The organism is Acetobacter fabarum, from assembly GCF_011516925.1.
Taxonomy (GTDB): domain Bacteria; phylum Pseudomonadota; class Alphaproteobacteria; order Acetobacterales; family Acetobacteraceae; genus Acetobacter; species Acetobacter fabarum.
Genome location: NZ_WOTG01000001.1, coordinates 632,465 through 656,215, shown reverse-complemented (window position 1 = coordinate 656,215; position 23,751 = coordinate 632,465). Strand labels below are relative to the sequence as shown.

21 protein-coding genes and 1 pseudogene are annotated in these 23,751 nt (G+C 59.6%); 11 read left to right on the top strand and 11 right to left on the bottom strand.

Annotated elements, in window-relative coordinates; translation table 11 throughout:
* The 6 genes and pseudogenes from GOB83_RS03075 to pnuC all read left to right on the top strand — a co-directional run.
* Window positions 1–106: pseudogene (locus GOB83_RS03075) on the top strand (biopolymer transporter ExbD); the annotation flags it as partial.
* Window positions 107–313: 207 nt separating this feature from the next.
* Window positions 314–721, top strand: coding sequence for a hypothetical protein (locus GOB83_RS03070; protein ID WP_165925179.1), 408 nt, complete (start codon window positions 314–316; stop codon window positions 719–721).
* 165 nt (window positions 722–886) lie between these two features.
* Entirely contained in the window at window positions 887–1,324 is a 438-nt protein-coding gene (locus GOB83_RS03065) for a hypothetical protein (RefSeq protein ID WP_086647300.1), read from the top strand.
* 156 nt (window positions 1,325–1,480) lie between these two features.
* On the top strand, window positions 1,481–3,739 hold the full coding sequence (locus GOB83_RS03060; protein WP_242005713.1) for a TonB-dependent receptor: 2,259 nt from the start codon (window positions 1,481–1,483) through the stop codon (window positions 3,737–3,739).
* A 3-nt stretch (window positions 3,740–3,742) separates the two neighbouring features.
* Complete coding sequence (locus GOB83_RS03055; RefSeq protein WP_165925177.1) at window positions 3,743–4,906, top strand: phosphotransferase enzyme family protein; 1,164 nt, start codon at window positions 3,743–3,745, stop codon at window positions 4,904–4,906.
* Entirely contained in the window at window positions 4,903–5,457 is a 555-nt protein-coding gene (pnuC, locus tag GOB83_RS03050) for a nicotinamide riboside transporter PnuC (protein ID WP_095349134.1), read from the top strand. The genes GOB83_RS03055 and pnuC overlap by 4 nt, the downstream gene beginning before the upstream one ends.
* 57 nt (window positions 5,458–5,514) lie before the next feature.
* Here pnuC and purU read toward each other — a convergent pair whose 3' ends face one another.
* Window positions 5,515–6,360, bottom strand: a complete 846-nt coding sequence (purU, locus tag GOB83_RS03045) for a formyltetrahydrofolate deformylase (RefSeq protein ID WP_086647296.1) — start codon at window positions 6,358–6,360, stop codon at window positions 5,515–5,517.
* 337 nt (window positions 6,361–6,697) lie between these two features.
* On the opposite strand from purU, the gene GOB83_RS03040 reads away from it, so the two are divergent.
* From GOB83_RS03040 to GOB83_RS03030, 3 genes are all read left to right on the top strand, one after another.
* Window positions 6,698–6,889 carry a hypothetical protein gene (locus tag GOB83_RS03040; RefSeq protein WP_165925176.1) on the top strand — a complete coding sequence of 64 codons (192 nt, stop codon included), beginning with the start codon at window positions 6,698–6,700 and terminating at the stop codon, window positions 6,887–6,889.
* Entirely contained in the window at window positions 6,880–7,338 is a 459-nt protein-coding gene (locus GOB83_RS03035; RefSeq protein ID WP_095349131.1) for an RrF2 family transcriptional regulator, read from the top strand. Before GOB83_RS03040 ends, GOB83_RS03035 begins: the two co-directional genes overlap by 10 nt.
* Before the next feature lie 139 nt (window positions 7,339–7,477).
* Complete coding sequence (locus tag GOB83_RS03030; protein ID WP_086647294.1) at window positions 7,478–8,251, top strand: SDR family NAD(P)-dependent oxidoreductase; 774 nt, start codon at window positions 7,478–7,480, stop codon at window positions 8,249–8,251.
* 151 nt (window positions 8,252–8,402) lie between these two features.
* On the opposite strand, the gene GOB83_RS03025 is transcribed toward GOB83_RS03030, so the two are convergent.
* The 5 genes from GOB83_RS03025 to GOB83_RS03005 all read right to left on the bottom strand — a co-directional run bounded on the left by GOB83_RS03025 (window position 8,403) and on the right by GOB83_RS03005 (window position 14,008).
* A complete protein-coding gene (locus GOB83_RS03025; protein WP_086647305.1) occupies window positions 8,403–8,786 on the bottom strand; it encodes a VOC family protein in 384 nt (127 codons plus the stop codon).
* 70 nt (window positions 8,787–8,856) lie between these two features.
* Window positions 8,857–9,681, bottom strand: a complete 825-nt coding sequence (locus GOB83_RS03020; protein ID WP_086647293.1) for a ferritin-like domain-containing protein — start codon at window positions 9,679–9,681, stop codon at window positions 8,857–8,859.
* 358 nt (window positions 9,682–10,039) lie between these two features.
* Window positions 10,040–10,471 carry an acyl-CoA thioesterase gene (locus tag GOB83_RS03015; RefSeq protein WP_086647292.1) on the bottom strand — a complete coding sequence of 144 codons (432 nt, stop codon included), beginning with the start codon at window positions 10,469–10,471 and terminating at the stop codon, window positions 10,040–10,042.
* Between the two features lie 158 nt (window positions 10,472–10,629).
* Window positions 10,630–11,844, bottom strand: coding sequence for an energy transducer TonB (locus GOB83_RS03010; RefSeq protein ID WP_242005691.1), 1,215 nt, complete (start codon window positions 11,842–11,844; stop codon window positions 10,630–10,632).
* Between the two features lie 118 nt (window positions 11,845–11,962).
* Window positions 11,963–14,008 carry a M13 family metallopeptidase gene (locus tag GOB83_RS03005; RefSeq protein WP_165925214.1) on the bottom strand — a complete coding sequence of 682 codons (2,046 nt, stop codon included), beginning with the start codon at window positions 14,006–14,008 and terminating at the stop codon, window positions 11,963–11,965.
* 303 nt (window positions 14,009–14,311) lie between these two features.
* On the opposite strand from GOB83_RS03005, the gene GOB83_RS03000 reads away from it, so the two are divergent.
* The gene (locus tag GOB83_RS03000; protein ID WP_373321582.1) at window positions 14,312–16,768 is read left to right on the top strand and encodes a TonB-dependent receptor; all 2,457 of its coding nucleotides are present in this window, start codon (window positions 14,312–14,314) and stop codon (window positions 16,766–16,768) included.
* A gap of 63 nt (window positions 16,769–16,831) precedes the next feature.
* Complete coding sequence (locus GOB83_RS02995; RefSeq protein ID WP_165925175.1) at window positions 16,832–17,653, top strand: alpha/beta fold hydrolase; 822 nt, start codon at window positions 16,832–16,834, stop codon at window positions 17,651–17,653.
* Window positions 17,654–17,721: 68 nt separating this feature from the next.
* Here the strand turns inward: GOB83_RS02995 and GOB83_RS02990 are convergent, their stop codons facing one another.
* From GOB83_RS02990 to GOB83_RS02970, 5 genes are all read right to left on the bottom strand, one after another.
* On the bottom strand, window positions 17,722–19,005 hold the full coding sequence (locus tag GOB83_RS02990; RefSeq protein WP_165925174.1) for an NAD(P)/FAD-dependent oxidoreductase: 1,284 nt from the start codon (window positions 19,003–19,005) through the stop codon (window positions 17,722–17,724).
* A gap of 122 nt (window positions 19,006–19,127) precedes the next feature.
* Window positions 19,128–20,189, bottom strand: coding sequence for a WD40 repeat domain-containing protein (locus GOB83_RS02985; protein WP_165925173.1), 1,062 nt, complete (start codon window positions 20,187–20,189; stop codon window positions 19,128–19,130).
* Entirely contained in the window at window positions 20,186–21,193 is a 1,008-nt protein-coding gene (locus GOB83_RS02980; protein ID WP_165925172.1) for a CobW family GTP-binding protein, read from the bottom strand. The genes GOB83_RS02985 and GOB83_RS02980 overlap by 4 nt, the downstream gene beginning before the upstream one ends.
* Before the next feature lie 116 nt (window positions 21,194–21,309).
* On the bottom strand, window positions 21,310–22,686 hold the full coding sequence (locus GOB83_RS02975; RefSeq protein ID WP_086647287.1) for a chloride channel protein: 1,377 nt from the start codon (window positions 22,684–22,686) through the stop codon (window positions 21,310–21,312).
* A gap of 96 nt (window positions 22,687–22,782) precedes the next feature.
* Complete coding sequence (locus GOB83_RS02970) at window positions 22,783–23,739, bottom strand: cation diffusion facilitator family transporter (RefSeq protein ID WP_165925171.1); 957 nt, start codon at window positions 23,737–23,739, stop codon at window positions 22,783–22,785.
* Window positions 23,740–23,751: the final 12 nt, after the last annotated feature.

The window sequence follows — 23,751 nt, the reverse complement described above, 5'->3', positions numbered from 1 at the left end:
CCGGCTGGCTGATTACAAGACTGTCGTCCATGTCATGGCCGACGCCCAGAGGCTCGGGGTCACCCAGATGGGCATCGTCGGGCAGGAACAGTTCGTCGATCAGTAAGGGAGCATAAAACTCCAGATAAAAACGGGCGTGCCATAAGGCAGGCCCGTTTTTTTATGTCTGGTGCAGGTGATCGTTCATCAGAAATCATAAAAATAACATCCGGACAAAAATGTTTGTCGCGTATGATGCAGCCAAGGGAACTCAGGCATCTGTTGGGCGTATGGCACGAACAGGGCTGCATTGCGTAACAAGGAGCAAAACATTATGCGCCGGATGGGGGGAGTGCTGGTGACGGCTACGTTGCTGTTGGGGCATGCAGGGTACGCACAGGCCCACCAGCGCACTGTTCATTTTCGCACACAGGGGGAAGAGGCCACTGTAGCCGGCACGGTCGAGGGGGAAGAGGTCGTGCAGTACAAGGTGCCTGCAAAAGTCGGGCAGTTCCTGCTGGTCGGGGGGCATGCGAAAAGCGCGCGTGTCAGCTTTTGGGTGCGCGACCCCGGCGGGGCGGAAGTTTACAACAGCAAGGTCCAGAATGCCGCGTATATTGGCAGGCCCGAGCAGGATGGAACGTATGTTGTAGGGGTGTTCCTGCGCAAGGCCGATGCCGCGCGCGGGCAGGCTGCGTTTTTTCGGCTGCGGTTTTCACGCAGGCTTCTGCCAGAAGGGTAAGAGCCGGGCGGGGTGATGTGCGCGGGGGCGCAGGCATATACCTGTCTGGTGCAGGGCAACCGTGCTGCCCATTGTGATATGGCGGACAAGGTGGTTGGAGTATGTTACAGCGCACGCGGCAATGCCCGCTGCTTATGCGCGCAGCGTAACTGAAGAAGAGACTCCATGAGAAAGCCCGAAACAATAGCCAAGTCCCTTATCACGCGGTTTAATGTGGCCGTGGCCGTTAAAATGACCATGCTGTTTGGCAGTATCTGGTGCGTTTATGCCTTTTTTGTCTTTTCTCTGGTTCCGGTTATTGTGCCGCAATGGCAGAACACGCTGCTTTACATAAGCAACTGCATTCAGCTGGTGGCATTGCCCGCGCTTATGGTGGGGAGTGCGGTGCTCAGCCAGGGAGCGGACCAGCGTGCATCGGAAGACCATGCGGCCTTGCTGGAAATCCTGTCCGATGTGCGTGAAGAACTTGCAGACCTGAAGGATAAAACCGCCGGGATCGCGCGGGATACAACCGAAGCCCTGCAACGCCCCGCGGTTACCGATGTCTCCATTTCCGACCAGACCATTGTGCTGGGGGATAAATCGGACGGGGATGAAAACTAAAACCATTTCGTGCGCTATACACCTGCATGCGTGGCTATGAGCATGATGGGGAGGTGTGCGCTGGATAAAGGTTACAAAGGGGGCCAGACCCTGCGGGTGGTATGGGCCTGCTATGGGGTATCTGCCGTGTTTGTGGGGGCTGCGGGGTCTTCTGCCATGGCGGCGGAAACCGTGCAGGCAGGCAAGGCGCAGGTTGTTACGGTGCATGCCAGTCTTGCGCACCTGCCCGCAGGCGGGGGGCTGATCCGCCCCCAGTCCGAGCCTCAGGCCCAGAGCGTGGTGAATGCCGAATATATTGCCCGTCAGGCTCCCGCTGCCACAGCGTTTGACCTTGTGGCCCAGTTGCCGGGGGCTACGGTAAGTGGGTCGGACCCGTTCGGCTTTTCCCCCCAGAGCAATATTTCTGTCAGGGGGATGAACGGGGATGCCATAGGCTATGTGCTTGAAGGCATGCCCCTGAATGACATTGCCTATTACACAGGCTACCCGAGCCAGTTTGCCGATAACGAGAATTACGAAACCATAAGCCTGCAACAAGGTGCGCCAGACCTGACGAGCCCGGTGCTGAATGCGGCTGGCGGGTTGATGACGCTGCGGTTTAAAACCCCGGCGGACAAAGCCGGAGGGGTGTTTGATACGTCTTATGGCTCGTACAATACCAATCGCCAGTTCCTGCGCCTTGAAAGTGGTGAAATAGGCCAGACCGGCCTGCGGGGGTTTGTCTCCTACTCCCACGGGGCAACAGATAACTGGCGCGGCCCGGGGCGGGATGAGCGCCAGCATGTGGACTTCAAGCTGCTTAAAACATGGGGGCGGCAGAGTAGTGTTGCCCTGCTTGGGTCCTGGAACCAGGCGATAGACAGCTATTACCCACAGGTTACAAAAGACGCTTGGCTGACCGATGGCATACATGGGGGCAATAATCTTGCCGCTCATTATAATGCGGACAATGCAGTATGGGGGACGGATTACTGGCGTCTGGCCCGCCAGCCCGAGCGTACACTTTACATGGCCGCCCCCGTTAGCCTTGGTCTGGGCAATGGGCTGGAACTGAAGGTAACACCCTATGCACAGGGGGCCTACGGTAATGCGCCGGGGGGCATGCAACTGCCGAGCACAGGCCTGTTTAATGGCACGGACGCCGTGCAGCTTGCTCCAGCTCTGGCAAATAGCCCCGATGGGTCCATACCCGTGCGGGCGGATTATACGCAGCGGAGTTACCGCTCAGGCTTTACCACAACACTGGACTGGAAACGTGGCCCCAATGACCTGACCATAGGCTACTGGTACGATTACGGGGACGATGCACAAAAGCAGACCTTTGCCATACTGGATGCCTCGGGGGCGGCCGGGTCCATATGGGGGGGCAATCCCTTGCGCACGGCCGGGGGGCAGGCGTTGTGGGGGGCTAACAACCATACTATTGCCCAGACCAACGCCCTTTTTATAGGTGACCGGCTAAGCCTGCTCCATGACCGGCTGTTGCTGAGTGCGGGTTTTAAGGAAGTCATGTTCTCCCGCACCGGCACAAATGCCATGCCGGGTAGCCGCTATAATATTGGCACAAACACGGCCGTACCCTTGCCCCGCCTTGGTGCCAGATTCCAGATAACGCCGCATCATCAGGTCTTTTTTAACGCCACCACCAACTTTCGTACCCCGGCGGCAACAGCGTTGTATGATGTCTATGACCCTACAAGTGGTGCGCTGGAGCAAAAAGGCACTGGCAATCTGAAGAATGAATACTCCATTGCAGAGGAACTGGGTTACCGTTACGCGGATGATCTGCTTGTGGGGAGCTTGACCCTGTTCAATTACAATTTTACCAACAGGCAGGTTTCTACTCTTGTCATGCTCAATGGTGCGCCGGTGCAATCCACCATTAATGCGGGCGGGCAAACTACGCGGGGCGTGGATGTGGAGGTGGGGCTAAGGCCGTGGCACCATATAAGCCCTTATTTTTCAGGTGAGTATCTGCACTCCACAATTGATAATGACCTGTCTTCGGGCTCGGAGGTTCTGCCAACACGGGGCAAACGTTCGGTGCGCTCCCCCACCTTGCAGGCCGCAGCCGGGCTGACATACGACGACGGGCATTTTTTTGGAGTGATGACGGTCAAATATACCGGGCCCCAGTATGCAACCTTTATGAATGACGAGCGCATGCCCTCCCATGTCACGGGCAATCTGGCGCTTGGTTACCGTATGAAGGATGTATCCGTGCTGCATGCGCCGCAGCTGCGCATGAACTTCATCAACATCACCAACCAGCATTATCTGTCTGGTATTGCCGACCCAACCCTTGCTGCGCACGATACGGTGGGGCGGCGGAGGAGTGTGGTTTCTGGCCAGTCGCCTGATTATTACATTGGGGGAGGTTTTGCTGCCCTGTTTACCGCATCCACCGGTTTTTAAGGCATGAGTGCGGGGGAGCAGGCCCAGTTTGGGGTAAACGGCGTGCAGCAGCGGCGTGACTGGCCCTGCCTGACACTGGATGAAAGCCGGTCAGTCCTGCGTTTTTTCCACAATATGCCGCCTGCGCAGAGTGTGGCGTGGCATAGCATGCGCCCTTTTTCCGCTCTGGGGCGTGTGCGGCTGGAGGGGCAGGGGGAATGCCTGCTCAAACGCCATCACGTGACCCTGCGCTCTGTAAAGTGGCTGGAGGAAGAACACGCTTTTATAAACCATCTGGCAGGGCAGGGGGCTACTGTCTGCCCGCCGCTGGTTCTGCCCGATGGCCATACGGCCCTAACGGTTGGGGACTGGACATACGAGGCTTTTTTGCCCGCCCGTGGGGTGGATGTTTATCAGAATGTCATGTCCTGGCAGCCGTATTTTTCGGTCAGGCAGGCTTATGGTGCGGGTGTTGCGCTGGGAAGGCTGCATCTGGCGGCAGCCGGGTTCAAAGCCCCTGCGCGTGGAGGGGCAGAGGTGGTGCCTCTGCTCTCGGGGTTGCAGGTTGTTGGCCAGCCAGAGCTGGTGCCTGCCTTGCAGCATTGGGTGGCCCGGCAGCCCCGGTTGCGATCCGCTCTGGCACACCGCAACTGGGTAGGGGACGTGGAGGCCGTGCTGCTGCCTTTCCACCAGCGTTTGCAGCCCTTGTTGCCCCATATTGTTCCCGCATGGGGGCATGGGGACTGGCACGGCTCCAACCTGTTCTGGAATGGGGATGATGTGAGCTGCGTGCTCGACTTTGGCATGGCGGACCGGACCTGCGCACCGTTCGACCTGGCCGTGGCGCTGGAGCGGGCTGTGGTGGACTGGCTGGCCTTACCTGCCGCCGGTGTTGTTGCATGGGAGCAGGTGGCAGCTCTGCTGGAAGGGTACCAGTCCGTTCGTCCGCTGAGTGCTGGGGAATGTGCACAGGTTGTGGCGTTTCTGCCCCTTGTGCATGTGGAGTTTGCCCTGTCCGAAGTCGCCTACTTTGCCGGGCTGGTGCATGATCAGGCTTCGGCCGAGGTCGCCTATACGGATTATCTGCTCGGGCATGGGCGCTGGTTTGCCAGTGGGGAGGGCAAGGAACTTCTGGCCCGCCTGCCTGCCCTGCTGCGCCAGACCGCAAGCCAGCAGGGGGCGGAATGACCACGCTGGAATGGGCCGCTGCCTTGGCCAGTGCCCTTGGGGTCTGGCTAACAGGGCAGCGTATGGTGGTGTGTTGGCCTGTGCTGGTGGTGGCATCGGCCCTGTATGGCGTGGTGTTTGTGCGTGCCGCTTTGTACGCGGATGCCGCCTTGCAGGGCGTGTTTATTGGGTTGTCCCTTTACGGCTGGGTGCAATGGTTGCGCGGAGCCCGGGCGGAAGGGCAGGTGCGTGTGCTCCGCTCCCCCACAGCCCGGCGTTTATGGGGGCATGTGGGGGGCACGGGCCTTGCCGGTCTGGGTCTTGCACTGGTTTTGCGGCACTGGACGGATGATCCAACCCCCATGGGGGATGCCCTGCTGAGTGCTTACAGTATTCTGGCGCAGTTCTGGGGGGCGCGCCGTTACAGGTTAAGCTGGGTGTTATGGATGGTGGTGGATGTCTTCTACACCGTGCTGTTTATGGAGCGTGGCCTGTGGGTTACGGCAGCCCTGTACGCAGGGTTTGTGGTGCTGGCGTTGCGGGGCTGGCAAAAATGGGGGCAGGCCCAATAAGGCATGCCTTCCCATACTGGCCCGCGGGTGTATGGGAAGGGCCAGCCAAACCGCGGGTCAGGAAAAAATAATGGTGCGATGCCCGTTGAGCATCACCCTGTGTTCCGTATGCAGTTTGACTGCGCGCGCAAGCACCTGCGATTCCACCCCTCGGCCTGTGGCAATGTAATCGTTGGGGGAGAGGTTATGGCTTACCCGTGCAGTTTCCTGCTCAATAATCGGGCCTTCATCCAGATCAGCGGTCACATAATGCGCGGTCGCCCCGATCAGTTTGACGCCGCGTGCATAAGCCTGATGGTACGGGCGTGCTCCTTTGAAGGAGGGCAGGAAAGAATGGTGGATGTTGATGATCCGCCCGCTTAACTGCGCGCTCAGAGTGTCCGAGAGCACCTGCATATAACGGGCAAGAACAATCAGGTCCGCCTGTGTGGTGTGCACAAGCTCCAGCAGTCTGGCTTCCTGCTCCGCCTTGTTCTGCGGGGTTACCGGCCAGTAGTAATAGGGAATACCCGCCTGTTGGGCTGTGGCCTCACTGTCCGGGTGGTTGGAGACAATGGCGACAATCCGGGCCTGCAACCACCCGACACGGACCTGATACAGCAGGTTGAGCAAAGCGTGGTCAAAGCGGGAGACCATAATAATCATGCGTGGCAGCACGGCTGCATCATGCAGGCGCATGTTCATGCCGAACTGCTCTGCCACAGGGGCCAGACAGGTTTTTATGTCCGCCATGTCATTGGGGGCGGGGGTGGAAAAAGCCAGTCGCATGAACAGCTGGCCCGTACTGCGGTCACTGAACTGGTGGGTCTCGGTAATGTCTGCCCCCTGGCGTGCCAGCGCCGAGGTTACGCCTGCAACAATGCCAGCCTTGTCCGGGCAGGAAAAAGTAAGAATGAACTGCATAAGGCTCTGTCTGCTCCTCGGGCCTGAAAGGAATCGCGCCGTAGTGTGCCAGCCGTTCCCGTATCTGTGCAATCGGGGGTGTGGGGGCGGGAGCATGGTTTGGGCGTGTGGTGGTGGGCAAGTCAGGCTGTGGATGAATTGCAACACTCCGACTCGTTGTTGGAGTAAGAGGTCAAGAGGGTTTGGTGTCATAAAAGCTTAAAAAAGCTACAAACCGCAGTAAACAGACATTTTTTATACTATTCAGCTCCAGAGGCGGGTAAGTTTATCCACAAAGCAGGGGGACGGATTGCGGGAAAACCCTGTGGATAGTTTTGTGGAAGGCAGGAGCGTGCATATGTTTCATCGTCTTTCTGCATTTGTTCCTTATTTTGCCAGTTTGTGGGCTGTCTGGTGGGGCATGGGTTCGCATTTTATAAAAACCATGCCAGTTAGGCGGCGTTCAGGGTTAGTCCTGCCTGCCTTGGTGTGGGGTGTTCCCCGTCCTGCCCGTAACCCGCTGGAGCAGATTTTTTTGTTATGCGTCTGACTTTGTACACCGACTATGCACTACGCACCTTGCTTTACTTGGCCGTACATACGGACAGGCGTGTTTCCATACGCGAGGTGGCCCAGACTTATGGCATTTCTGAAAATCATCTGGTCAAGATCATTCACCATCTGGGGCGTGGCGGGTTTGTGCACACACAAAGAGGGCGCGGCGGAGGGTTAACGCTGGGGCGCCCTGCCGAGGAAATCTGTGTGGGGGACGTGGTGCGCCATACGGAAGAGGATATGGCACTGGTCGGCTGCATGGCCCGTAATGGGGAGGACGGCGCTCCCTGCCTGCTTGCCGGGGGGTGCAGCCTGCGCGGGGTTCTGGGGCAGGCGCTGGATGCGTTTATGGGGGTTCTGGACAAGGCCACACTGGCGGACCTGCTCCACCCGTATGAGCGGCGCACACTGCTGCAGGCGGCAAGCCCTCCGCCACAGCTCTGACCCTGCCACTGGGCAAACCGGGCCGCACTTTGCAGGCGTCATGCATTTGTGTGTGTGCCAGAGCGGGTTACGGTGTTGGTTCTACCAGCATGCTGGCATAGGCTGCTGGCGGTGTTCTGGCAGGAATGGAAACAGATCAATGTCGCAGAAATTCAAGATTGCACTGGTAACCGGGGCAACCGCCGGGTTTGGGCATGCCATAGCCTTGCGCCTTGTGCATGAAGGATACCGGGTTATTGCCACCGGCCGCAGGCAGGAACGGCTGGAGGCTCTTGCAGGGCAGGTGGAGGCCGGCCGTATTCTGCCGCTACGGCTGGATATGACCGACCTTTCCGCCATACGCGCCCTGCCACAGAGCCTGCCACAGGAGTGGCAGGCGGTTGATGTGCTGGTGAATAATGCAGGGCTGGCGCTCGGGCTGGAAAAAGCATGGCAGACCAATCCGCAGGATTGGGAGACAATGATAGCAACCAACGTAACCGGGCTTGTGGAAATCACCCGGGCATTGCTGCCCGGCATGGTTGCGCGCAATAGTGGGCATGTTGTGTCTTTGGGGAGCACGGCTGGCACTTACCCTTACCCCGGTGCCAATGTGTATGGGGCGACCAAGGCTTTTGTGGACCAGTTCATGCGGAACCTGCGTAGCGATCTGCTGGGCAGGCAGGTGCGGGCAACCACCATTGCGCCGGGCCTGTGCGGGGGGAGTGAGTTCAGTCAGGTCCGGCTGGGGGATCAGGGCAAGGCCGATGCCGTGTATGCGGGCACGGCCCCGCTGCTACCGCAGGATATAGCTGAGACCGTGGCCTGGGTGCTTGGCCTGCCCGCCCATGTGAACATCAACCATGTGGAAATGATGCCAACCTGCCAGGCCTCTGCCGGTCTGGCAGTGGACCGCAGCATGCTGGGTTCATAGAGCGCTGGCTGGGTGCCGGGTTGCCGCACCATGCAGGGAGCTCAGGCCCGTGTTGTGGCCCTGCACCTGTCTGGCGCGGCAGGAGTAAGCTCCCCCCGGCATAACGGATCAGTGTGTTCCGTATAGTAGGGGGAGGCGCAGTAAAGCCGCGTTATGCGGGCACTTTACAGGCGATACACAGCTTGTTGCCATCCGGGTCGCGCAGGTAGGCAAGGTAGAGCGGGCCAACCGGGGTCTGGCGCACGCCGGGTGGGTTTTCAATGGTTTTGCCACCGTTTTCCACGCCTGCCTTGTGCCATGCGTCTGCCATGGCCGGAGTATCCGCCTGAAAGCTGATGGTGCCGCCATTAGCCGCTGTGGCGGCTTTGCCATCCAGCGGCGGGGTGACAATAAACCGGGCACCATGCTTGCCATAGGTAATGCGGCCCGTGGCGCTGATTTCTGACGGAGGAATGTTCAGGGCAGCAAAAACGGCATCGTAGAATTTTTTTGAGCGGGCAATATCGTTAGTGCCCACCATGATGTGCGTGAACATGGTCTGTCTGTTCTCCAGCGGTTGGAACGCAGGGAGGATGACCTGCCACGCCACGCACGGCAAGCCCTGTTCAGCTTATGTCGGCAATGCGTGCAAACCGTTGCTGCCGTCGGATGAACAGTTTTTCCGAAATGCGGAACGCCACGGTCTGCAACCAGCTATGGGGGGGCAGACCAATAATCTTGAACACCATGGTGGTAACGCGGCGCAGGTGCTGGGGGCGGTAGTTGCGCATGGCCCGCACCATATAGGCCGCAATGCAGCGTGTATGGTCGTAAGGTTGGTCTGCTGGCACATTGGTTGTGTAGTAGGCGGAGGCCAGTTCGTCGTCCTCGGTTTCCGTCACGCGGCCCAGCGCGATGCGGATACGCTGCCAAAGACCAATATTTTCGCGCTGCAGGTAGCGGTGCATGTGGTCATAAAACAGTTTGAAATGCCGGAACTCATCCGCGGCAATCTGCTTGCACAGGGCCTTAAGCACGGGTTCTTCCGTGGTGTCGGCCAGTGCGGAATAAAAAGAGGATGTGCCGGTTTCCACCATACACCGTGCGATCAGCTCCCCTGTGCGGGAACCGCGTACCGAGTGGTCCACATCCAGTGGAATCTTGTAAAAATCGCGGTAACGCTGGAATGCCGCCTGATAGTCCCACTCCGGGTCGGCCAGCATGGCCCAGCGGCCCAGCGCATCCCCATGCTGGATTTCTTCTTCCGCCCAGTGGTCGGCCGCCGTGCAGAAATCCGGGTCATTATGGAAGACGTTGTTGAGGTACTGCGCGTAGTCCACGCTGTTGCGCTCCACAACAGCGGCCGCCTTAATGGCGGGGATCAGCTCCGGGTCAACCTTGGAGGGATCAAACCGATCCCATGGCAGTTGATCAATCTGCCAGTGCTTCATGTACCGGACCTCCTGTTACGCCAAATCCACCGCCACGCCTGCATGGTCCGCCCTGTTGGAACAGGGGGGTAGCAGAAGAGGCTGGCGGGTTTTTTAAACCATATGGCGCGTTGGCAAAGTAGTGCGCGACAAAAAAGTACATCTGTACCCAAAGTGCCGCATATCTTGCCCGGGTCTGGCCCTGGCGCAAGGTCGGCGGCGCAAGGGTCTATCTATGGCACGGGGAGCCCGTGTACTGGAACAGGGAAAAACACGCCACGGCAGATACGGCCAGCTGCGCACCCTTACACCCAAGGGTAACGGTGCTGCCCGACTGGCCATAGCCCCCTTCCGGCATTGGGGTGGCGCTGGGGGGTGTTCAGGCGTTTTCGTGGCTGGTTGCGGGGAGTGTGTCTTCAAACGGGGGCAAGGCGCGTGGGCGGCGTTTGTCGTCCAGTGCGACAAAAATAAACTCCCCTTCCGTCACCTTGGACGTAATATGGGTGTGGCGCGCCCTGCGCCATGTTTCCACATGAATGGTCAGGGACGTGCGACCAGCGCGGATGATTTTGGTGTAGATGCTCACCTCATCCCCCACCACAACGGGTTCAAGAAACACAAGGCTGTTGATCGCAACGGTCACGCACCGCCCATTGGCCCGGAAGGCAGCGGTTGTGCCAGCGGCAAGATCCATCTGCGAGACAATCCACCCGCCAAACACGTCCCCTGCAGGGTTGGTGTCTGTTGGCATGGCCACAACGCGGATTGTGGGCACACCTGGCGGCAGATCGGAGCTGGATGAACGTGGCATCGCAAGTATGTCCTTAACTCTTTGGGTCGTCTGGAGTGGCAGAGGCCAGTTTGTAAGATAAGCAGAATTGCACCAAGGATGCCTCCTCAGTTTTGTGTGATCTGCATGTCATACCCACGCATCAGCCGCGAATAATCCGGGGGGTGCAGGCAGCATGCCTAGTTGCGGATAAGGACATAATGCACCGTGACATCGAAGTTGATATACTGATCCTTCATGTCCGGTGGTACCGGAGGGAGTTGTGCGCCTTGGAACATGCCAACCGTGGAGGCATCCAGTGCCGGGGTTGAAGACCCGCTCATAAAGACTTTGAACACATGGCCCGACCGGTCGAGAATAACATGGACCGACGTGCTGCCCTCTTCCCCCCGCTCAGCGGCTTCGGGTGGGTAGAACAGATGGCGCTGGATCCATGCGTCAATTTCCTGACCGTAGTCGCTGCTTACGCCATGCACGCTTGTGCGCGAGGCGTAATGGGCATTCAGCTGCCCATTTTCCACCATTGGCCCAATGGACATGTCCAGCGGGGCGTTTGACCCGCCAGGGCGGCCCCGGCGGTTGGGGCGGCGCGGGGCTGGTGCCTCGTTAAACGAATAATCCATCGGGTGCTGGAGCAGGGATTTCAGGTTTTGGGGGAGCTGCTGGGGCTGGGGGCGTGGTACAGCGCGGCTGCTCGGCTTTGATGTGGATTTGTGCGGGGTTGGCCGCGCTTTCTGGGGGGTAGGCTGGGGTTTGGGGAAACCATCATCCGACTGTGCAAGGGGGGGCACGTCCGGTGCTGCCTCACTGGCTTCGGGTGGGGATTTCTGGGTATCGGGCTGCTGCTCGGCCGGAGGGGGTGGGGCCGCCTGCGGAGCCGCATTGCCGCCACCGGCTTCGGGCGAATGGGGGCCAACCATGCCGCTGGAGGTTGTGGGCTGGGAAAAAACCATTTCCACCGGGGAAGCCTGATTGGACTGGGGGGAGCCAGTTTTGCCGTGGTGTGTTGCCTGATAAAGGAGTGCGGCCAGTAACAGAAAATGCGCAAGGGCAGAGGCCGTAAACACCGGCCCCAATGTGGGGTCGGCGTATATATCCTTACGGATCAGGGGGGTGGAGGAGCCGCGCACCGGGCCGCCCGGTGGTTTGGGCACAGGCATGAACGGGAACAGCCGCGGCCGTTGCCCTGCACCACCTTCCACTTCGGCCGGAGGGGGGGCAGAAAGAGGGCGTGCAGGTTGCAGGCGGGGTTCCTGCCTGTTGGGCAGGGCGGTATCCGGGCGTGTGGAAGAGCGACGCGTATCGACCATGGACTGCCCGAGTTCTCCCTTGCCCCGCATGAGTATGGTGTGCGTGGGTATAGCCCACTTGCCTGCTATTTTGCCATTGCTCAAGCCCCGGTGCTACAGAGAACTTTGGTCCGGGGCTTGGGCAGGTAACGGGCAGGGTAGAGGACCACTACAGGAATGGCCCGGTGTTGCAAGGCAGCCTGCACTACCACCACAGGTGATTTTACCAGATTTTAACGCGCTGCTGCACTGGCAGGTATAGCTTGTCGCCGGGCTGTACGTTCCAGGCATCGTACCATGCGTCAATATTGTGCATGGGCAGGTTTACGCGCGCTTCGGGTGGGGAGTGCGGGTCCGTGACAACAAGCCTGCGGATGGTTTCCTCCCGCAGTTTTTCGCGCCAGACCTGCGCCCAGCCCAGAAATACGCGCTGTTCACCGCTCAGCCCGTCCACTACCGGGGCGGGTTTGCCATTGAGCGATGCGTGGTAGGCATCCAGTGCCAGGGTCAGCCCGCCCAGATCGGCAATGTTTTCGCCCATGGTCAGTTTGCCGTTTACATGCACACCCGGCAGCACCTCAAATGCGTCATATTGCGCACCCAGACGGTCAGCCAGTTTCTGGAAGCGTTCGGCATCGTCTTTTGTCCACCAGTCGCGCAGGCGGCCGTGTTCATCAAACTGACGGCCCTCATCATCGAATGAGTGGGTCATTTCATGGCCGATCACGCCGCCAATGGCGCCGTAGTTTACGGCCGGGTCCGCCTTGATATTGAAGAACGGCGGTTGAAGAATGGCGGCGGGGAAAACCACCTGATCAAACAGCGGATTGTTGTAGGCGTTAACCGTTTGTGGGGTCATGTCCCATTCGTTGCGGTCCACCGGCTTGTCCAGACGGTCCAGCCAGTAGCGCCATTCAAAGGCCACACCGTTGCGCGCATTGCCGTACACATCGCCTTTTTTAACGGCAAGGTCTGTGTAATCGCGCCAGCGGTTGGGGTAGCCGACCTGAATTTCAAAGTTTTCCAGCTTGCGGAGAGCGGCCTCCTTGGTGGCTGCACTCATCCAGCTATTGTTCTGCAACCGGGCCCTGAAGGCGTTTTTCAGGTCGGTGGTCAGTTTTTGCATGGCCACGCGGTTTTCGGGGGGGAAGTAGCGCTGCACGTAAACCTTGCCCAGCGCCATGCCCATGGCGGCGCTGGTGGCTTGCACGCCCCGCTTCCACCGGGCGGTCAGGGTTGGCTGGCCGGTCAGGGCTTTGGTAAAGACAAACCGGGCCTGCTCAAAGCTGTCTGGCAGGTAGGCTGTGGCGTTTTCTACCAGATGGAAGGCAAGCCACGCCCGCAGGGTGTCCATGTCCGTTGCGGCCAGCACACGGGCCTCGCCTGTAATGGCGGAGGGTTCTCCAACAATCAGGCTCCGCTTGTCCATGTCCTGTGCGGGCAGGCCGGAGGCGCTGAGCCATGCAGCCCAGTCAAACCCCGGTGCCTTGGTCCCCAGTTCGGCTAGGGTCATGGGGTTGTAGGTTTTCTGTGGGTCACGCAGGTCCGTGCGGGGCCAGTGTGCTTCGGCCAGCTTGCTCTCAAAAATCACAATGGCGGCTGCGGCCTTGCCGGGTTCAGGCCAGCCTGCGAGCGTGAGCGCTTTTTCGATATAGCTCTGGTAAGCGGCTTTTTTGGCGGCAAATACGGGTTTGAGGTAATAGTCCCTGTCCGGCAGGCCCAGCCCGGCCTGGTCAAGGGTGAGCGCGTAGCGCGTGGGGTCCTTGGCGTCAGGGTTGATCCCCAGCGAGAAGGGACCAAACTGGAACGACCCCACAGCCGTACCACTCAGGGCCGCAAACCCTGCCATGTCCTTTATGGCGCGGATGGCATCCATATCCTGTGCCAGTGGCTGCGTGCCCAGACGTTCCACTTCCGCCACATCCATGTAGGAGGCGTAAAAAGTGCCCAGTTTTTCTTCCGTGCTGCGGGGGGCGGCCTGCGGGTGGGCGGACAGATCATCCAGAATGCTCTGGACCCGTGTGCGGGAGAGTTCGGCCAGCGCATTGAACGGGCCGTAGCTGGTCATGTCCGCAGGGATTTTAAGGTGGTCCAGATACGTGCCGTTAGCGTAGCGGAAAAAGTTGTTCCCCGGAACAATCGCCAGATCCCGCCCTGCAAGGTCCACCCCCCAGGCCCCAAAACTGGCCTGTGTGCTCTGTGGTGTGTCCTGTGGTGCAGCATGGGCCTGCCCGGCCAGACTGCCCGCCCCCATAATGGCGGAAAGCATAAGGGTATGGCGAAAAATGGCACGCAAGGACAGGTCTGGCACAGGGGAACTCCGGTTCTTTATTATAGTTGCTGACACTACGGATTGCTGGCCGTGTTTTTTAAGCAAAACACAAGATGAACACCTACCTTAGCCAGCTTGTTCCAGCCTGCCTACCCTCTTGCATGCGGAGGTTTTCTTAAAAAAAACCTTAGACACCGGCGCAGGTCTTTTTGATCGGGATTTGCATGAATGTGCAGCCGAACGGTTAAAAATAAGATGGATTTGGGCCAACAGCCTTGCACAGGGGGGGCTGTTTCCGTCATGAGAGAGGCCAGCTTTGCCGGGGGAGCATGGCTTGCGCGGCAACGTGGCGGCGCATGGGTGGGGAAGGAACGGGTTATTTTCGGGCAGCAAGCATATGGCTTTCCTCTGGCCATACATACCAGCAGGCACAGCCGCGCGTATTGGCAGCGTATGCTGTGCTGTGTCAGCCTGATCCCGCTCGGCCTGTTTGCAGCCCCTGTGGCGCAGGCGCAGAATACTCCCGGCCCAGTGGGCAAACCGGCTGCATTGCCTGCCACCCCCGCAGTGCCCGGTAAGGCTGGGCAGGCAAAACCCGCCCATGTGACCGCTCGTGGCGTAACCCATGTGGATGTGGGGGCGCATCGGTCCGATTTTGCTTTTCCCGCCGCCCAGCACGAGCCGGATGCCACAACGCATCTGAGCGCGGAAATGCTGCGTAACAGGGATGTCACCACCCTACGTGGGCTGGAGCGTGTGGCCCCGAACCTGACCATGCAGAGCATCAACGGCACGGCCTCGACCAATTTTTACCTGCGCGGTGCCGGGTTTAATGATTTTACGCAGAACAACATGCCCCCCGTTCTGACGTATATGGATGATGTGGCCTACGCGTACCCCGCCATGAGCAACGGGTTGCTGTTTGATATGGCCGATGCAGCCGTGGACCCGGGGCCGGTGGGTACAAAACATGGCCAGTCCACCACAGGGGGGGAGGTGCGCCTGCGCACCAACGACCCCACCACCACATGGCATTATGGCGGGATGGAGGACATAGCCTCCTACGCGCGGAGCCGGAGCGAGGCTTATGTGTCCGGCCCGCTGGCCAAGGGCTGGAGTTTTCGGCTGGCCGGGCAGACGCGGCAGGGCGGGGGGTGGCAGTACAACCCGACCAACGGCGCACATCTGGGGGATGCGGACCTGTGGGCCTTGCGTGGCAAACTGCGCTGGCAGCCCAATGAGCGCACGACCATCCAGCTCGGGGGCCACTTTGTGCAGGATAACAGCCAGGTGGTTACGGCGGTTCCCGTGCACAGGCTTATCGGGTCACAGCCTTTGCCGGGTTTTGGGCTGGGGCGGCGGGCGGAATGGTCCATGCGGCCAGAGTTTGCAAGCCTTGTAGGGCGCGGTGCGGGGCTTAAACCCAGCGAGCATAACCAGTACTGGGGGGCAGACCTGCGGCTGATCCATGATTTTGGTCCCGCTACCTTTACGGCCATCAGCGCGTTTGAAACCGAGCGGCAGGGCGAATACACGGATCAGGATGGCACGGCGCTTTCTCAGGCAGATACGTACCGCACCATAGATGCCAACGTGTTCACGCAGGAAGCCCGGCTGAACGGAGTTGCCCTGCATGGCCGCCTGAGCTGGGTTGTGGGGGCATATTACCAGCGCAGCCGCATGAACCAGCGGTTTTTCTTTGACTATACGGATTACTCTGCCCGCAAATACATGATGGCCACAACCTTTGGCATGAATCAGGAGAGCGTTTCCGAGTTCGGGAATGTCAGTTACCGTCTGCCGCATAATGTGACCATCTGGGCCGGGCTTTTGCATGAGCTGGATGACCGGGGCATTACCAGCCTGAAGTCCCAGATATTCGGCGGGGCAACCCGGAGTTTTGACCCCGAGAACACTGCCGCCAACCAGTTTGCCGGGCAGGTTGGGGTTTCGTGGCAGTTTGTACCGCAGGCTTTACTGTATTACAAAATGAGCAAGGGCTTTAAACCCGGCGGGTTTAGCGCCAACAATACGCAGGTGCAGGCCCAGTTGGACCCGTTTAAGCCGGAAACGGTTCTCACCTACGAACTCGGCCTTAAATCGGACCCCATACCGGGGCGTCTGCGCCTGAATGGTGCTGCGTTTTACAACGACTTTCATAACCAGCAGGTCATAGGCACCGTGCTGATCCCCAATTTTGGCCCGTTGAGTGAAATTACCAACGCCCCCAAATCCGAAAGCTGGGGGTTTGAGGCAACGCTGGAAGCCCACCCGTTTGGTCATCTGTTTTTAATGCAGAACCTTGGCTGGCAGCGCGGGAATTTTCAGGATTTTCCAAATGTGGACCGGGCCGCTACCAATGCGTACCACGCAAGCCACCCGCAGCAGTGGAAGGCCATTGAACGTAATTTTAGCGGCGTGGATAACGGCTCCCCAAAACTTACCTTGAACGGGGATGCCACATGGCGGCAGCCCCTGCCCCGGAACTACAGGCTGGATTTTGGGCCAGACTGGCAATACAGGGGCAGCCAGGCCATTACGGTGGGGGGAACCGGCTTTTACCGCCTGCCGCCGTATTTTTTGCTGGGAGCCCATGCAACCCTGCATTCTCCCTCCCAGTTGTGGGACATAACGGTTTATGCCCGCAATATTCTGGACCGCCGCTATGCGGAGAGCGGGGGCATGGCTACCACAACCTATTTTTATATTCCCGGCGAGCCGCGTTTTATTGGTGGCCGCATTGCCTGCCATTTTTAACGGCTGAAAAAAGCCATGACCTGCAATCTGGCCCCCTAGGGGCAAACAGGGCATGATGGCGGCATGACAAAACAGGTTGTTCAGACACAATCCTTCCTGCTCCGGCTGGGCGAGCAGACCGTGCATGTCCGCCAGATGGGAGAGGGGCCGGGTCTGCCGCTGCTGCTGGTGCATGGCTTTGGTGGCAGTGCAACCAACTGGCAGCTTACCCAGCAGGTCCAGGCGGCCCACCGGCGGGTTATTGCGTTTGACCTGCCCGGGCATGGCCAGTCCAGTGCTCTGGTTCAAGCCCCCACACTGGCGCGTCTGGCGCAGGTTACAGCCCTGACGCTGGACGGGCTGGGGGTGAGCAAAGCCCATGTTCTGGGGCATTCGCTGGGTGGTGGTATTGCCCTGTCCTTGCTGGAGAGTGTTCCCGCGCGGGTTGCCAGCCTGTCCCTGCTGGCCCCGGCAGGGTTGGGGCGCACGGTCAACATGGCGTTCATGACCCGCTTTGTGGAGGCCAGCACTGCGGCGGATATGGCGCAGGCCATGGCCATGGCTGTGTATGATCCCAAACTGATCGGGCGCAAGGTCGCGGAGTTTTTGGTGGAAGCCCGCGCCGTGCCGGGGGCACGGGCTGCGCTGCGCGCCATTGCGCAAACCTGCTTCCCCCATGGTGAGCAGGCCAATAACCTGCGCCCGTTGCTCAATAATCCGCCATGCCCCGTGCAGATTATCTGGGGGGAGGCAGATCAGGTATTGCCTGCCACGCAGGTGCAGGGGATTCCTGCACAGGCTAACTGCCATTTTCTGGCCCGCACCGGCCACCTGCCCCATATAGAGCAGGCGGCTACGGTTAATGCGCTGGTAAGGGATTTTTTACATGCATGTGAAAACCCCTGATCTTATCAGGGGTTTTGTAATCATAAGGTGCAACCCTTCCCCGATAAAAATGGGGGAAGGGGGTGTGTTTAGTCCATGCGTACGGAGGGGCGCACAAAACCGTCCAGCCAGTCCGTAAAGCAGGCAATGGCACCACGGAAGGGGCCATACAGTTCAAACTGATGCTGCCGGTAAAGGGCCATATGCCCAAGGCGTGCGCTCAGACCGTTTAAAAAACCGCCGCCAAAGGTTTTGCCATCGGCAAAGGCGCCCCAGCCATTATAATCCCCAAGGGCAACAATGGCCCCCCGGTTACGGAAGTTGAAGTCCGGCACAGGCTTTTTGTTAAAGATGTAGCCCGGCAGGTGGCGGGCCAGATGGTGGGCCTGCTGGCGGGCCACCTGTGCGGTGGGGGCCACTGGCGCATCCTTGATAAAGGAGCAGTCACCCAAGGCAAACACATGCTCGTCCACCGTGCTTTGCAGGTTGGCCTGCACGGTAAGCTGCCCGCCACGCTGGTAATCCAGCCCGTCCATATCCCGCGTGACATCTGGCGCTTTAACGCCTGCGGCCCAGACGCGGAACTGCGCGTTAACGCGGCTGCCATCCTTAAGAATAAACCCGCTTTCGTCTGCACCGCTGACCATGGTGTTGGTGCGTACGGTAATATTCAAAGCCTCAAGCTGCTTCTGGGCCGCGTCCGAGACATTCTGCGGGAAGGCAGGCAGAATGCGCGGCCCGGCTTCCAGCAGGGTTACGCGCATTTCCGGCGTGACCGGGGTAAAGTTGTACAATGCGCCAATGTCGAGCGCCTTGTGCAGCTCTGCAGCCAGCTGCACGCCGGTTGCCCCACCGCCAACAATGGCAATATCGACCGGTGTGCCACGGCCATAGGCCTGAATAATGGCATGGCGGAAGCGTTCGTTAAAATTATTGGCCTCAACCACGTTGTCGAGGAACATGCAGTGTTCCACCACACCGGGGGTGCCAAAATCATTGGCCCGGCTGCCAATGGCAAACACCACGGCGTCGTAATCCAGATGCCGTTCTTCAAGCAGCAGCTGGTTGTTTTCTTCCATCAGCGGGGCAAGGGTAATGCGCCTGTTGGCCCGGTCCAGATGCGCAATTTCGCCATAACAGAAGCGGAAGCCGTGGGCTGCGGCGTGGGAGACAAACGTAATCCGGTCGTTTTCGTTCCGGGCGGTTCCAGCGGCAAAGCAGTGGAGCATGGGTTTCCACACATGGCTGAAGCCTTTGTCCACCAGCGTGATTTCCAGCCTGCCGGAGCGGCCGAGCGTGTTGCCCAGGCGGGTTGCCAGGGCCAGACCGGCAACGCCTCCACCAATAATCACGAGCCGGAACCTGTTCGTCATATCATTCCTGTCCTTTGTCTCCCCCTTTTGGCCTGAGGGGGAGGCTGTTTTGCGGTATGTCGTCTTTTGTGCCACTGCGCGGCGAGCCGGCAGTGGCTGGGGTGGGCGCAGTTTTGCGCGGTTCAGGCTGCGCTGGACAGGTCCAGCAGCCCGATCACCCCATCTTCGGTGCCAAAGCCCAGTGTGCAGCCATCCGGGCTATAAGCCAGTGCGGTAACCGCGCCAGCCTGCCCCAATGATACAGGAAGTACGCGCTGGGTCGTGGGCTCCATCATCACAACCGTGCCATTGGCAAAGCCGGCAGCCACAACTTCCTGCGAGGGATGGAAGGCAACGCGTGTGCACAAAGCGCCCCCTGCGCCGGGGAGTTCTGCCGGGGGCTTGCCCATGGGGCCGCCACCAAAGAACGGCCACATCACCACAATGTCCGCACCACTGGTGGCCAGCCATTTGCCATTGCTGGAAAAAGACATGGAGCGCACTTTGGTCGGGTAGCCACTCATGCGGATGTTATGCCCATCTGCCAGCCGCCAGCCGTGCAGGTCGTTTTCCTGCATGGCGGTTACAACCGCATCCCCAGTCGGGTGCATGGCAATGCCCAGATGGCTGCCTTTCCATTCCAGCAGCCGGGCACTGCCATCCTTGGACTGGGTGAACCACAGCGACACACCATTATAGTGCGATGCAGCAAGGCGCTTGCCCTTGGGGTCAAACGCAATGCCGCCAACGGTGGTGGGGTGTTCAAACGTGCGGATAATTGTGCGACCTGTGGCATCGCGCAGTTCCACATTCTTGCCCGATGCCGCAGCGATCAGGGCGGTCTTGTCGCTGACAAATGTGGTAATGTGCTCCACCCAGCGGCGGGTTTTGGCCAGTTCTTCAATTTCGCCCGCAGGGTCAAGGCGGCACAGGCGGCCATCATCCCCGCCGGTTAAAAAACTGTCTGCCAGCGTATCGGGGGAGAGGGCCAGTACTGGCCCGTCATGCACCGCGTAGGTTGCCCACGCATTGGGGGCGGTCAGGTCATGCCGGTGGGCGACCACCACATCCCCCTCACCCGTGGTAAAGGCGAACCGGCTGGAATCGTGCGAGGCAACGCAGCCCGTAATTTCTCCCTCGACCTGTTTGAAGGCACCGCGCTTTTCAATCAGCCCGCGCAGAAGGGTTTCCTGGGTCGCGCTCATGCTGCAATGCAGCTTTCAAGCCCACGGCGGAGCTGTGGCCTGTTCAGGTTGCGGCCAATAAAGACCAGACGGCTCTCCCGGGTTTCGCCATCCTTCCATGGGCCAATGGCGTTGCCATCGGCCATCATGTGCACGGCCTGAAATGCAAAGCGCTCGGGCTGGCCTGCAAAGTCCAGAATCCCCTTGGTGCGCAGCATGTCTGCCCCTTTTTCCTGCAGCAGGGCGCTGATCCATGCCTGAAAACGCCCCGCATCCAGCGGCTGCTTGACCTGAAGGGACACGCTGGAAATGTCTTCCTCATGGTGGTGTTCGGGATGTTCAAGAAAATCAGGGGTGTTTTCCAGCACACGGGCCAGATCAAACCCGCCACGGTCCAGCACATCGGTCAGGTGCACATTGCCTTTTTTGGCGTGGTGGATGGGGGCCGAGGCATTAATCTTGCGAATGGCGGCCTCAATCTGGGCAATCTGGCCTGCATCCACCAGATCGGTCTTGTTGAGGATAATCACATCGGCAAAAGCGACCTGTTCGCGCGCTTCGGGGCTTTCGGCCAGCGTGCTCAGGAAGTTAAAGGCATCCACAACTGTTACCACGGCGTCCAGTTTTGCTTTTTCGCGCACGTCTTCATCGGCAAAAAAGGTCTGGGCCACGGGGGCGGGGGCGGCAAGGCCGGTGGTTTCCACAATAATGCCGTCAAACTTGCCGCGGCGCTTCATCAACCCGTTCAGAATACGGATCAGATCGCCCCGTACGGTGCAGCAGATGCAGCCGTTGTTCATTTCGAACACTTCTTCATCCGCATCTACAACCAGATCGTTGTCCACGCCCAGTTCGCCAAATTCGTTAATGACCACGGCATATTTGCGCCCGTGTTCGGCGGTCAGGATATGGTTGAGCAAGGTGGTTTTGCCCGCGCCCAGAAAGCCGGTCAGCACCGTAACGGGCACACGGGTATCGGGCGTGCTTGTGGCAGCATTTTCCGGCGCGAGGGATGCGTCAGACATAGGGTAAGCCTCCAATTCAACAATCGTGCTTTTCATATAGGACGCCAGATTATGAGAAACCAGAGAGGCACGGCCCCGCCGCGCCATAACCGGAACTTCCGTGGCGTGTAAAAAGCCTAGTTTCTGTGTGTGTCCGTGGCGGTAACAAGGGGCTGGGGTTTTTGTTTGGGAGCGGCAGAACGCAGGAACCGTACGGCCAGCGCGCCATAAAGGGCATGGCTGCACAATGCGCGTGAAACCCCAAAGGCCAAAAAGGCACTGGCCATAAGCGCTAGCGTGATCTGCTGATTATCGCACATTTCCATCACAATAACGGTTGCGGTCAGGGGGGATTGGGTGACCGCGGCAAAATAGGCCACCGTGCCCAGCAGCACCACGGCACCGGGCGTGGTGTGCGGCAGAAAATGCGCAATCCACCCCCCCATGCCGGCCCCGACAGAGAGCGAAGGCGCGAACAGCCCACCGGGAATACCCGAACAGTAGGAAATAAGGGTGGCCAGCAGCTTGAACAAAAAGAACGAGGCCGGGTACTGGTCGGAGCCCATAATAATGTCACGCGCCTGCATGTAGCCCGTGCCATAGGTCATGCCGCCGCAAAGCAGGCCGATTATGGCCAGCGCCAGCCCGCACAACGCGGCGAACAGAACGGGACGCAGGCTGATAAACCGCCCGAATGCGCCCGGAATCCCGCGGGAAATGCGGACCAGAAGGGCCGAGAACATGCCCCCGCACAGTCCCCCCACAACCCCGCAGACCACCACAGCCAGCCAGCTCGCCCCAACCGGCACGGCGGAATAGGTGTGGCCGAAATAGGTGTAGTTCCCCACAAGGGCTATGGCGGTCACGCCAGAAATAACCACGCAGGTCAGCATGGTGCCGCTGGTGCGCTGCTCAAAGGAGTGGGCCAGTTCTTCTATGCCAAACACAATGCCAGCAAGTGGGGTGTTAAAGGCCGCCGCGACCCCGGCAGCCCCACCAGCCTTGATCAGGGCGCGCTGCTTGGTCACGTCGGTCAGGCCCGCAAGGCGGCCTACCGTATGCATGATGGACGCCCCCACCTGCACGGTTGGCCCTTCGCGCCCGATGGAAGCACCACTGAGCAGGCCAAGGCAGGTCAGGCAGATTTTGGCCAGTGCAATCCGCAGGGCCAGAACCTTGTCCACAATGGTCATGTCATGCAGGTGCATGCAGGCAATGGCCTGCGGAATGCCGCTACCCTGCGCACCGCGGAACCATGTGCGGGTCAGCCAGGTGGAAAGTGCCAGCCCCAGCGGGGTCACCAGCAGCATCAGCCATGGGTTGATGTGCATAAGGGTCGTGCGCACGTGGGCGGCCTTGTCTGCCAGCCCGGCAAAGGCCACGGCTACCAGACCAACCAGAACTGCCCCCGACCAGTACATAAGCTTGCGGCGCCAGCTTACCGTGCCAGCCTTGGCGTGTTCACGCAGATGGCGCAGGGACTCTGCGGTGGGTATCACGCTCGCGGGGGGCATGAGGCATCTCTTGCATAAAAGAAAAAGGATGCGGGACAGTCTAACATTTCATGCGCCAGAAGAAAGACATTCCCGCCTTTTATTACGGTTTTCTGTTTATTTTTCTGCTGAAGAACCCGAATTGGCGGGGAATACCCCTGCGGGCGGTATGCTCAGGATCGTATTATCATGCTTGGCGCAGGTTTCGGGCTCTATGTGAATATGGACCAGCGTGCTGCCCATATGCGCACGCAGGGCGTGCTCAATACGGTCGCATATGTCATGCGCGGCCTTTACGCTCATGGTGCCTGGCACAACCAGATGGAACTCAAGGAACGTCATGGCCCCCACAATGCGGGTGCGGATATCATGCGCCTGAATGGCCCCATGCCCGTTGGAGGTAATAATCGAGCCGATCTCGCCCAGTGTCTGGGCATCCGGGGCTTCGTCCATCAACCCGGCTATGGAGTCCCGCATGACCTCCCAGCCCACCCGCAGCACGTTCAGGGCCACAAGCCCGGCCAGAACCGCATCCAGCTGCGGCCAGCCGAGCAGGGGGATCAGCGCAACACCGGCCACAAGGGCCACACCTGTCCACACATCGGACAGCACATGCTGCCCCCCGGCAATAAGGGCGGGGGAGTGGCGGGCCTGCCCGGCGCGCAGCATGATCAGCCCCCAGACCAGATTAACGCAGGTTGCCGCCGCGTTCAGCAGCAGGCCGTTCCATGGTGCCAGTGCGGGGTGGGGGTGCAGCCAGCCTTCCACGGCCTCGCGGCCAATAATAAAGGCGGTAATGACCACCAGTGTTCCCTCGGCCACGGCAGACAGATACTCCGCCTTGTAGTGGCCATAGGTGTGGTTGTGGTCCGCCGGGCGCTCTGCAACGCTTAATGCCCACAGCCCCCCAGCGGCGGCGACCACGTTAATAATGGTTTCTATGGCATCTGCATGCAGGGCAACGCTGCCGCTTACGGCAAAGGCAGCGTATTTGAGCCCCAGCGCCACAAGGCTGACAAACAGGCTGACAACGGCAAGGCCCCGGTTACTTTGGGGAAGCGGAAGTTCGGGCATAGGCTCTTGTTA

What these genes read in the sequence shown, in the direction of transcription:
- GOB83_RS03070 (WP_165925179.1), top strand. Translation starts at nt 314, where the DNA reads ATGCGCCGGATGGGGGGAGTGCTGGTGACGGCTACGTTGCTGTTGGGG.
- GOB83_RS03065 (WP_086647300.1), top strand. Translation starts at nt 887, where the DNA reads ATGAGAAAGCCCGAAACAATAGCCAAGTCCCTTATCACGCGGTTTAAT.
- GOB83_RS03060 (WP_242005713.1), top strand. Translation starts at nt 1,481, where the DNA reads ATGGCGGCGGAAACCGTGCAGGCAGGCAAGGCGCAGGTTGTTACGGTG.
- GOB83_RS03055 (WP_165925177.1), top strand. Translation starts at nt 3,743, where the DNA reads ATGAGTGCGGGGGAGCAGGCCCAGTTTGGGGTAAACGGCGTGCAGCAG.
- pnuC (WP_095349134.1), top strand. Translation starts at nt 4,903, where the DNA reads ATGACCACGCTGGAATGGGCCGCTGCCTTGGCCAGTGCCCTTGGGGTC.
- purU (WP_086647296.1), bottom strand. Translation starts at nt 6,360, where the DNA reads ATGCAGTTCATTCTTACTTTTTCCTGCCCGGACAAGGCTGGCATTGTT.
- GOB83_RS03040 (WP_165925176.1), top strand. Translation starts at nt 6,698, where the DNA reads ATGTTTCATCGTCTTTCTGCATTTGTTCCTTATTTTGCCAGTTTGTGG.
- GOB83_RS03035 (WP_095349131.1), top strand. Translation starts at nt 6,880, where the DNA reads ATGCGTCTGACTTTGTACACCGACTATGCACTACGCACCTTGCTTTAC.
- GOB83_RS03030 (WP_086647294.1), top strand. Translation starts at nt 7,478, where the DNA reads ATGTCGCAGAAATTCAAGATTGCACTGGTAACCGGGGCAACCGCCGGG.
- GOB83_RS03025 (WP_086647305.1), bottom strand. Translation starts at nt 8,786, where the DNA reads ATGTTCACGCACATCATGGTGGGCACTAACGATATTGCCCGCTCAAAA.
- GOB83_RS03020 (WP_086647293.1), bottom strand. Translation starts at nt 9,681, where the DNA reads ATGAAGCACTGGCAGATTGATCAACTGCCATGGGATCGGTTTGATCCC.
- GOB83_RS03015 (WP_086647292.1), bottom strand. Translation starts at nt 10,471, where the DNA reads ATGCCACGTTCATCCAGCTCCGATCTGCCGCCAGGTGTGCCCACAATC.
- GOB83_RS03005 (WP_165925214.1), bottom strand. Translation starts at nt 14,008, where the DNA reads ATGCTTTCCGCCATTATGGGGGCGGGCAGTCTGGCCGGGCAGGCCCAT.
- GOB83_RS03000 (WP_373321582.1), top strand. Translation starts at nt 14,312, where the DNA reads ATGAGAGAGGCCAGCTTTGCCGGGGGAGCATGGCTTGCGCGGCAACGT.
- GOB83_RS02995 (WP_165925175.1), top strand. Translation starts at nt 16,832, where the DNA reads ATGACAAAACAGGTTGTTCAGACACAATCCTTCCTGCTCCGGCTGGGC.
- GOB83_RS02990 (WP_165925174.1), bottom strand. Translation starts at nt 19,005, where the DNA reads ATGACGAACAGGTTCCGGCTCGTGATTATTGGTGGAGGCGTTGCCGGT.
- GOB83_RS02985 (WP_165925173.1), bottom strand. Translation starts at nt 20,189, where the DNA reads ATGAGCGCGACCCAGGAAACCCTTCTGCGCGGGCTGATTGAAAAGCGC.
- GOB83_RS02980 (WP_165925172.1), bottom strand. Translation starts at nt 21,193, where the DNA reads ATGTCTGACGCATCCCTCGCGCCGGAAAATGCTGCCACAAGCACGCCC.
- GOB83_RS02975 (WP_086647287.1), bottom strand. Translation starts at nt 22,686, where the DNA reads ATGCCCCCCGCGAGCGTGATACCCACCGCAGAGTCCCTGCGCCATCTG.
- GOB83_RS02970 (WP_165925171.1), bottom strand. Translation starts at nt 23,739, where the DNA reads ATGCCCGAACTTCCGCTTCCCCAAAGTAACCGGGGCCTTGCCGTTGTC.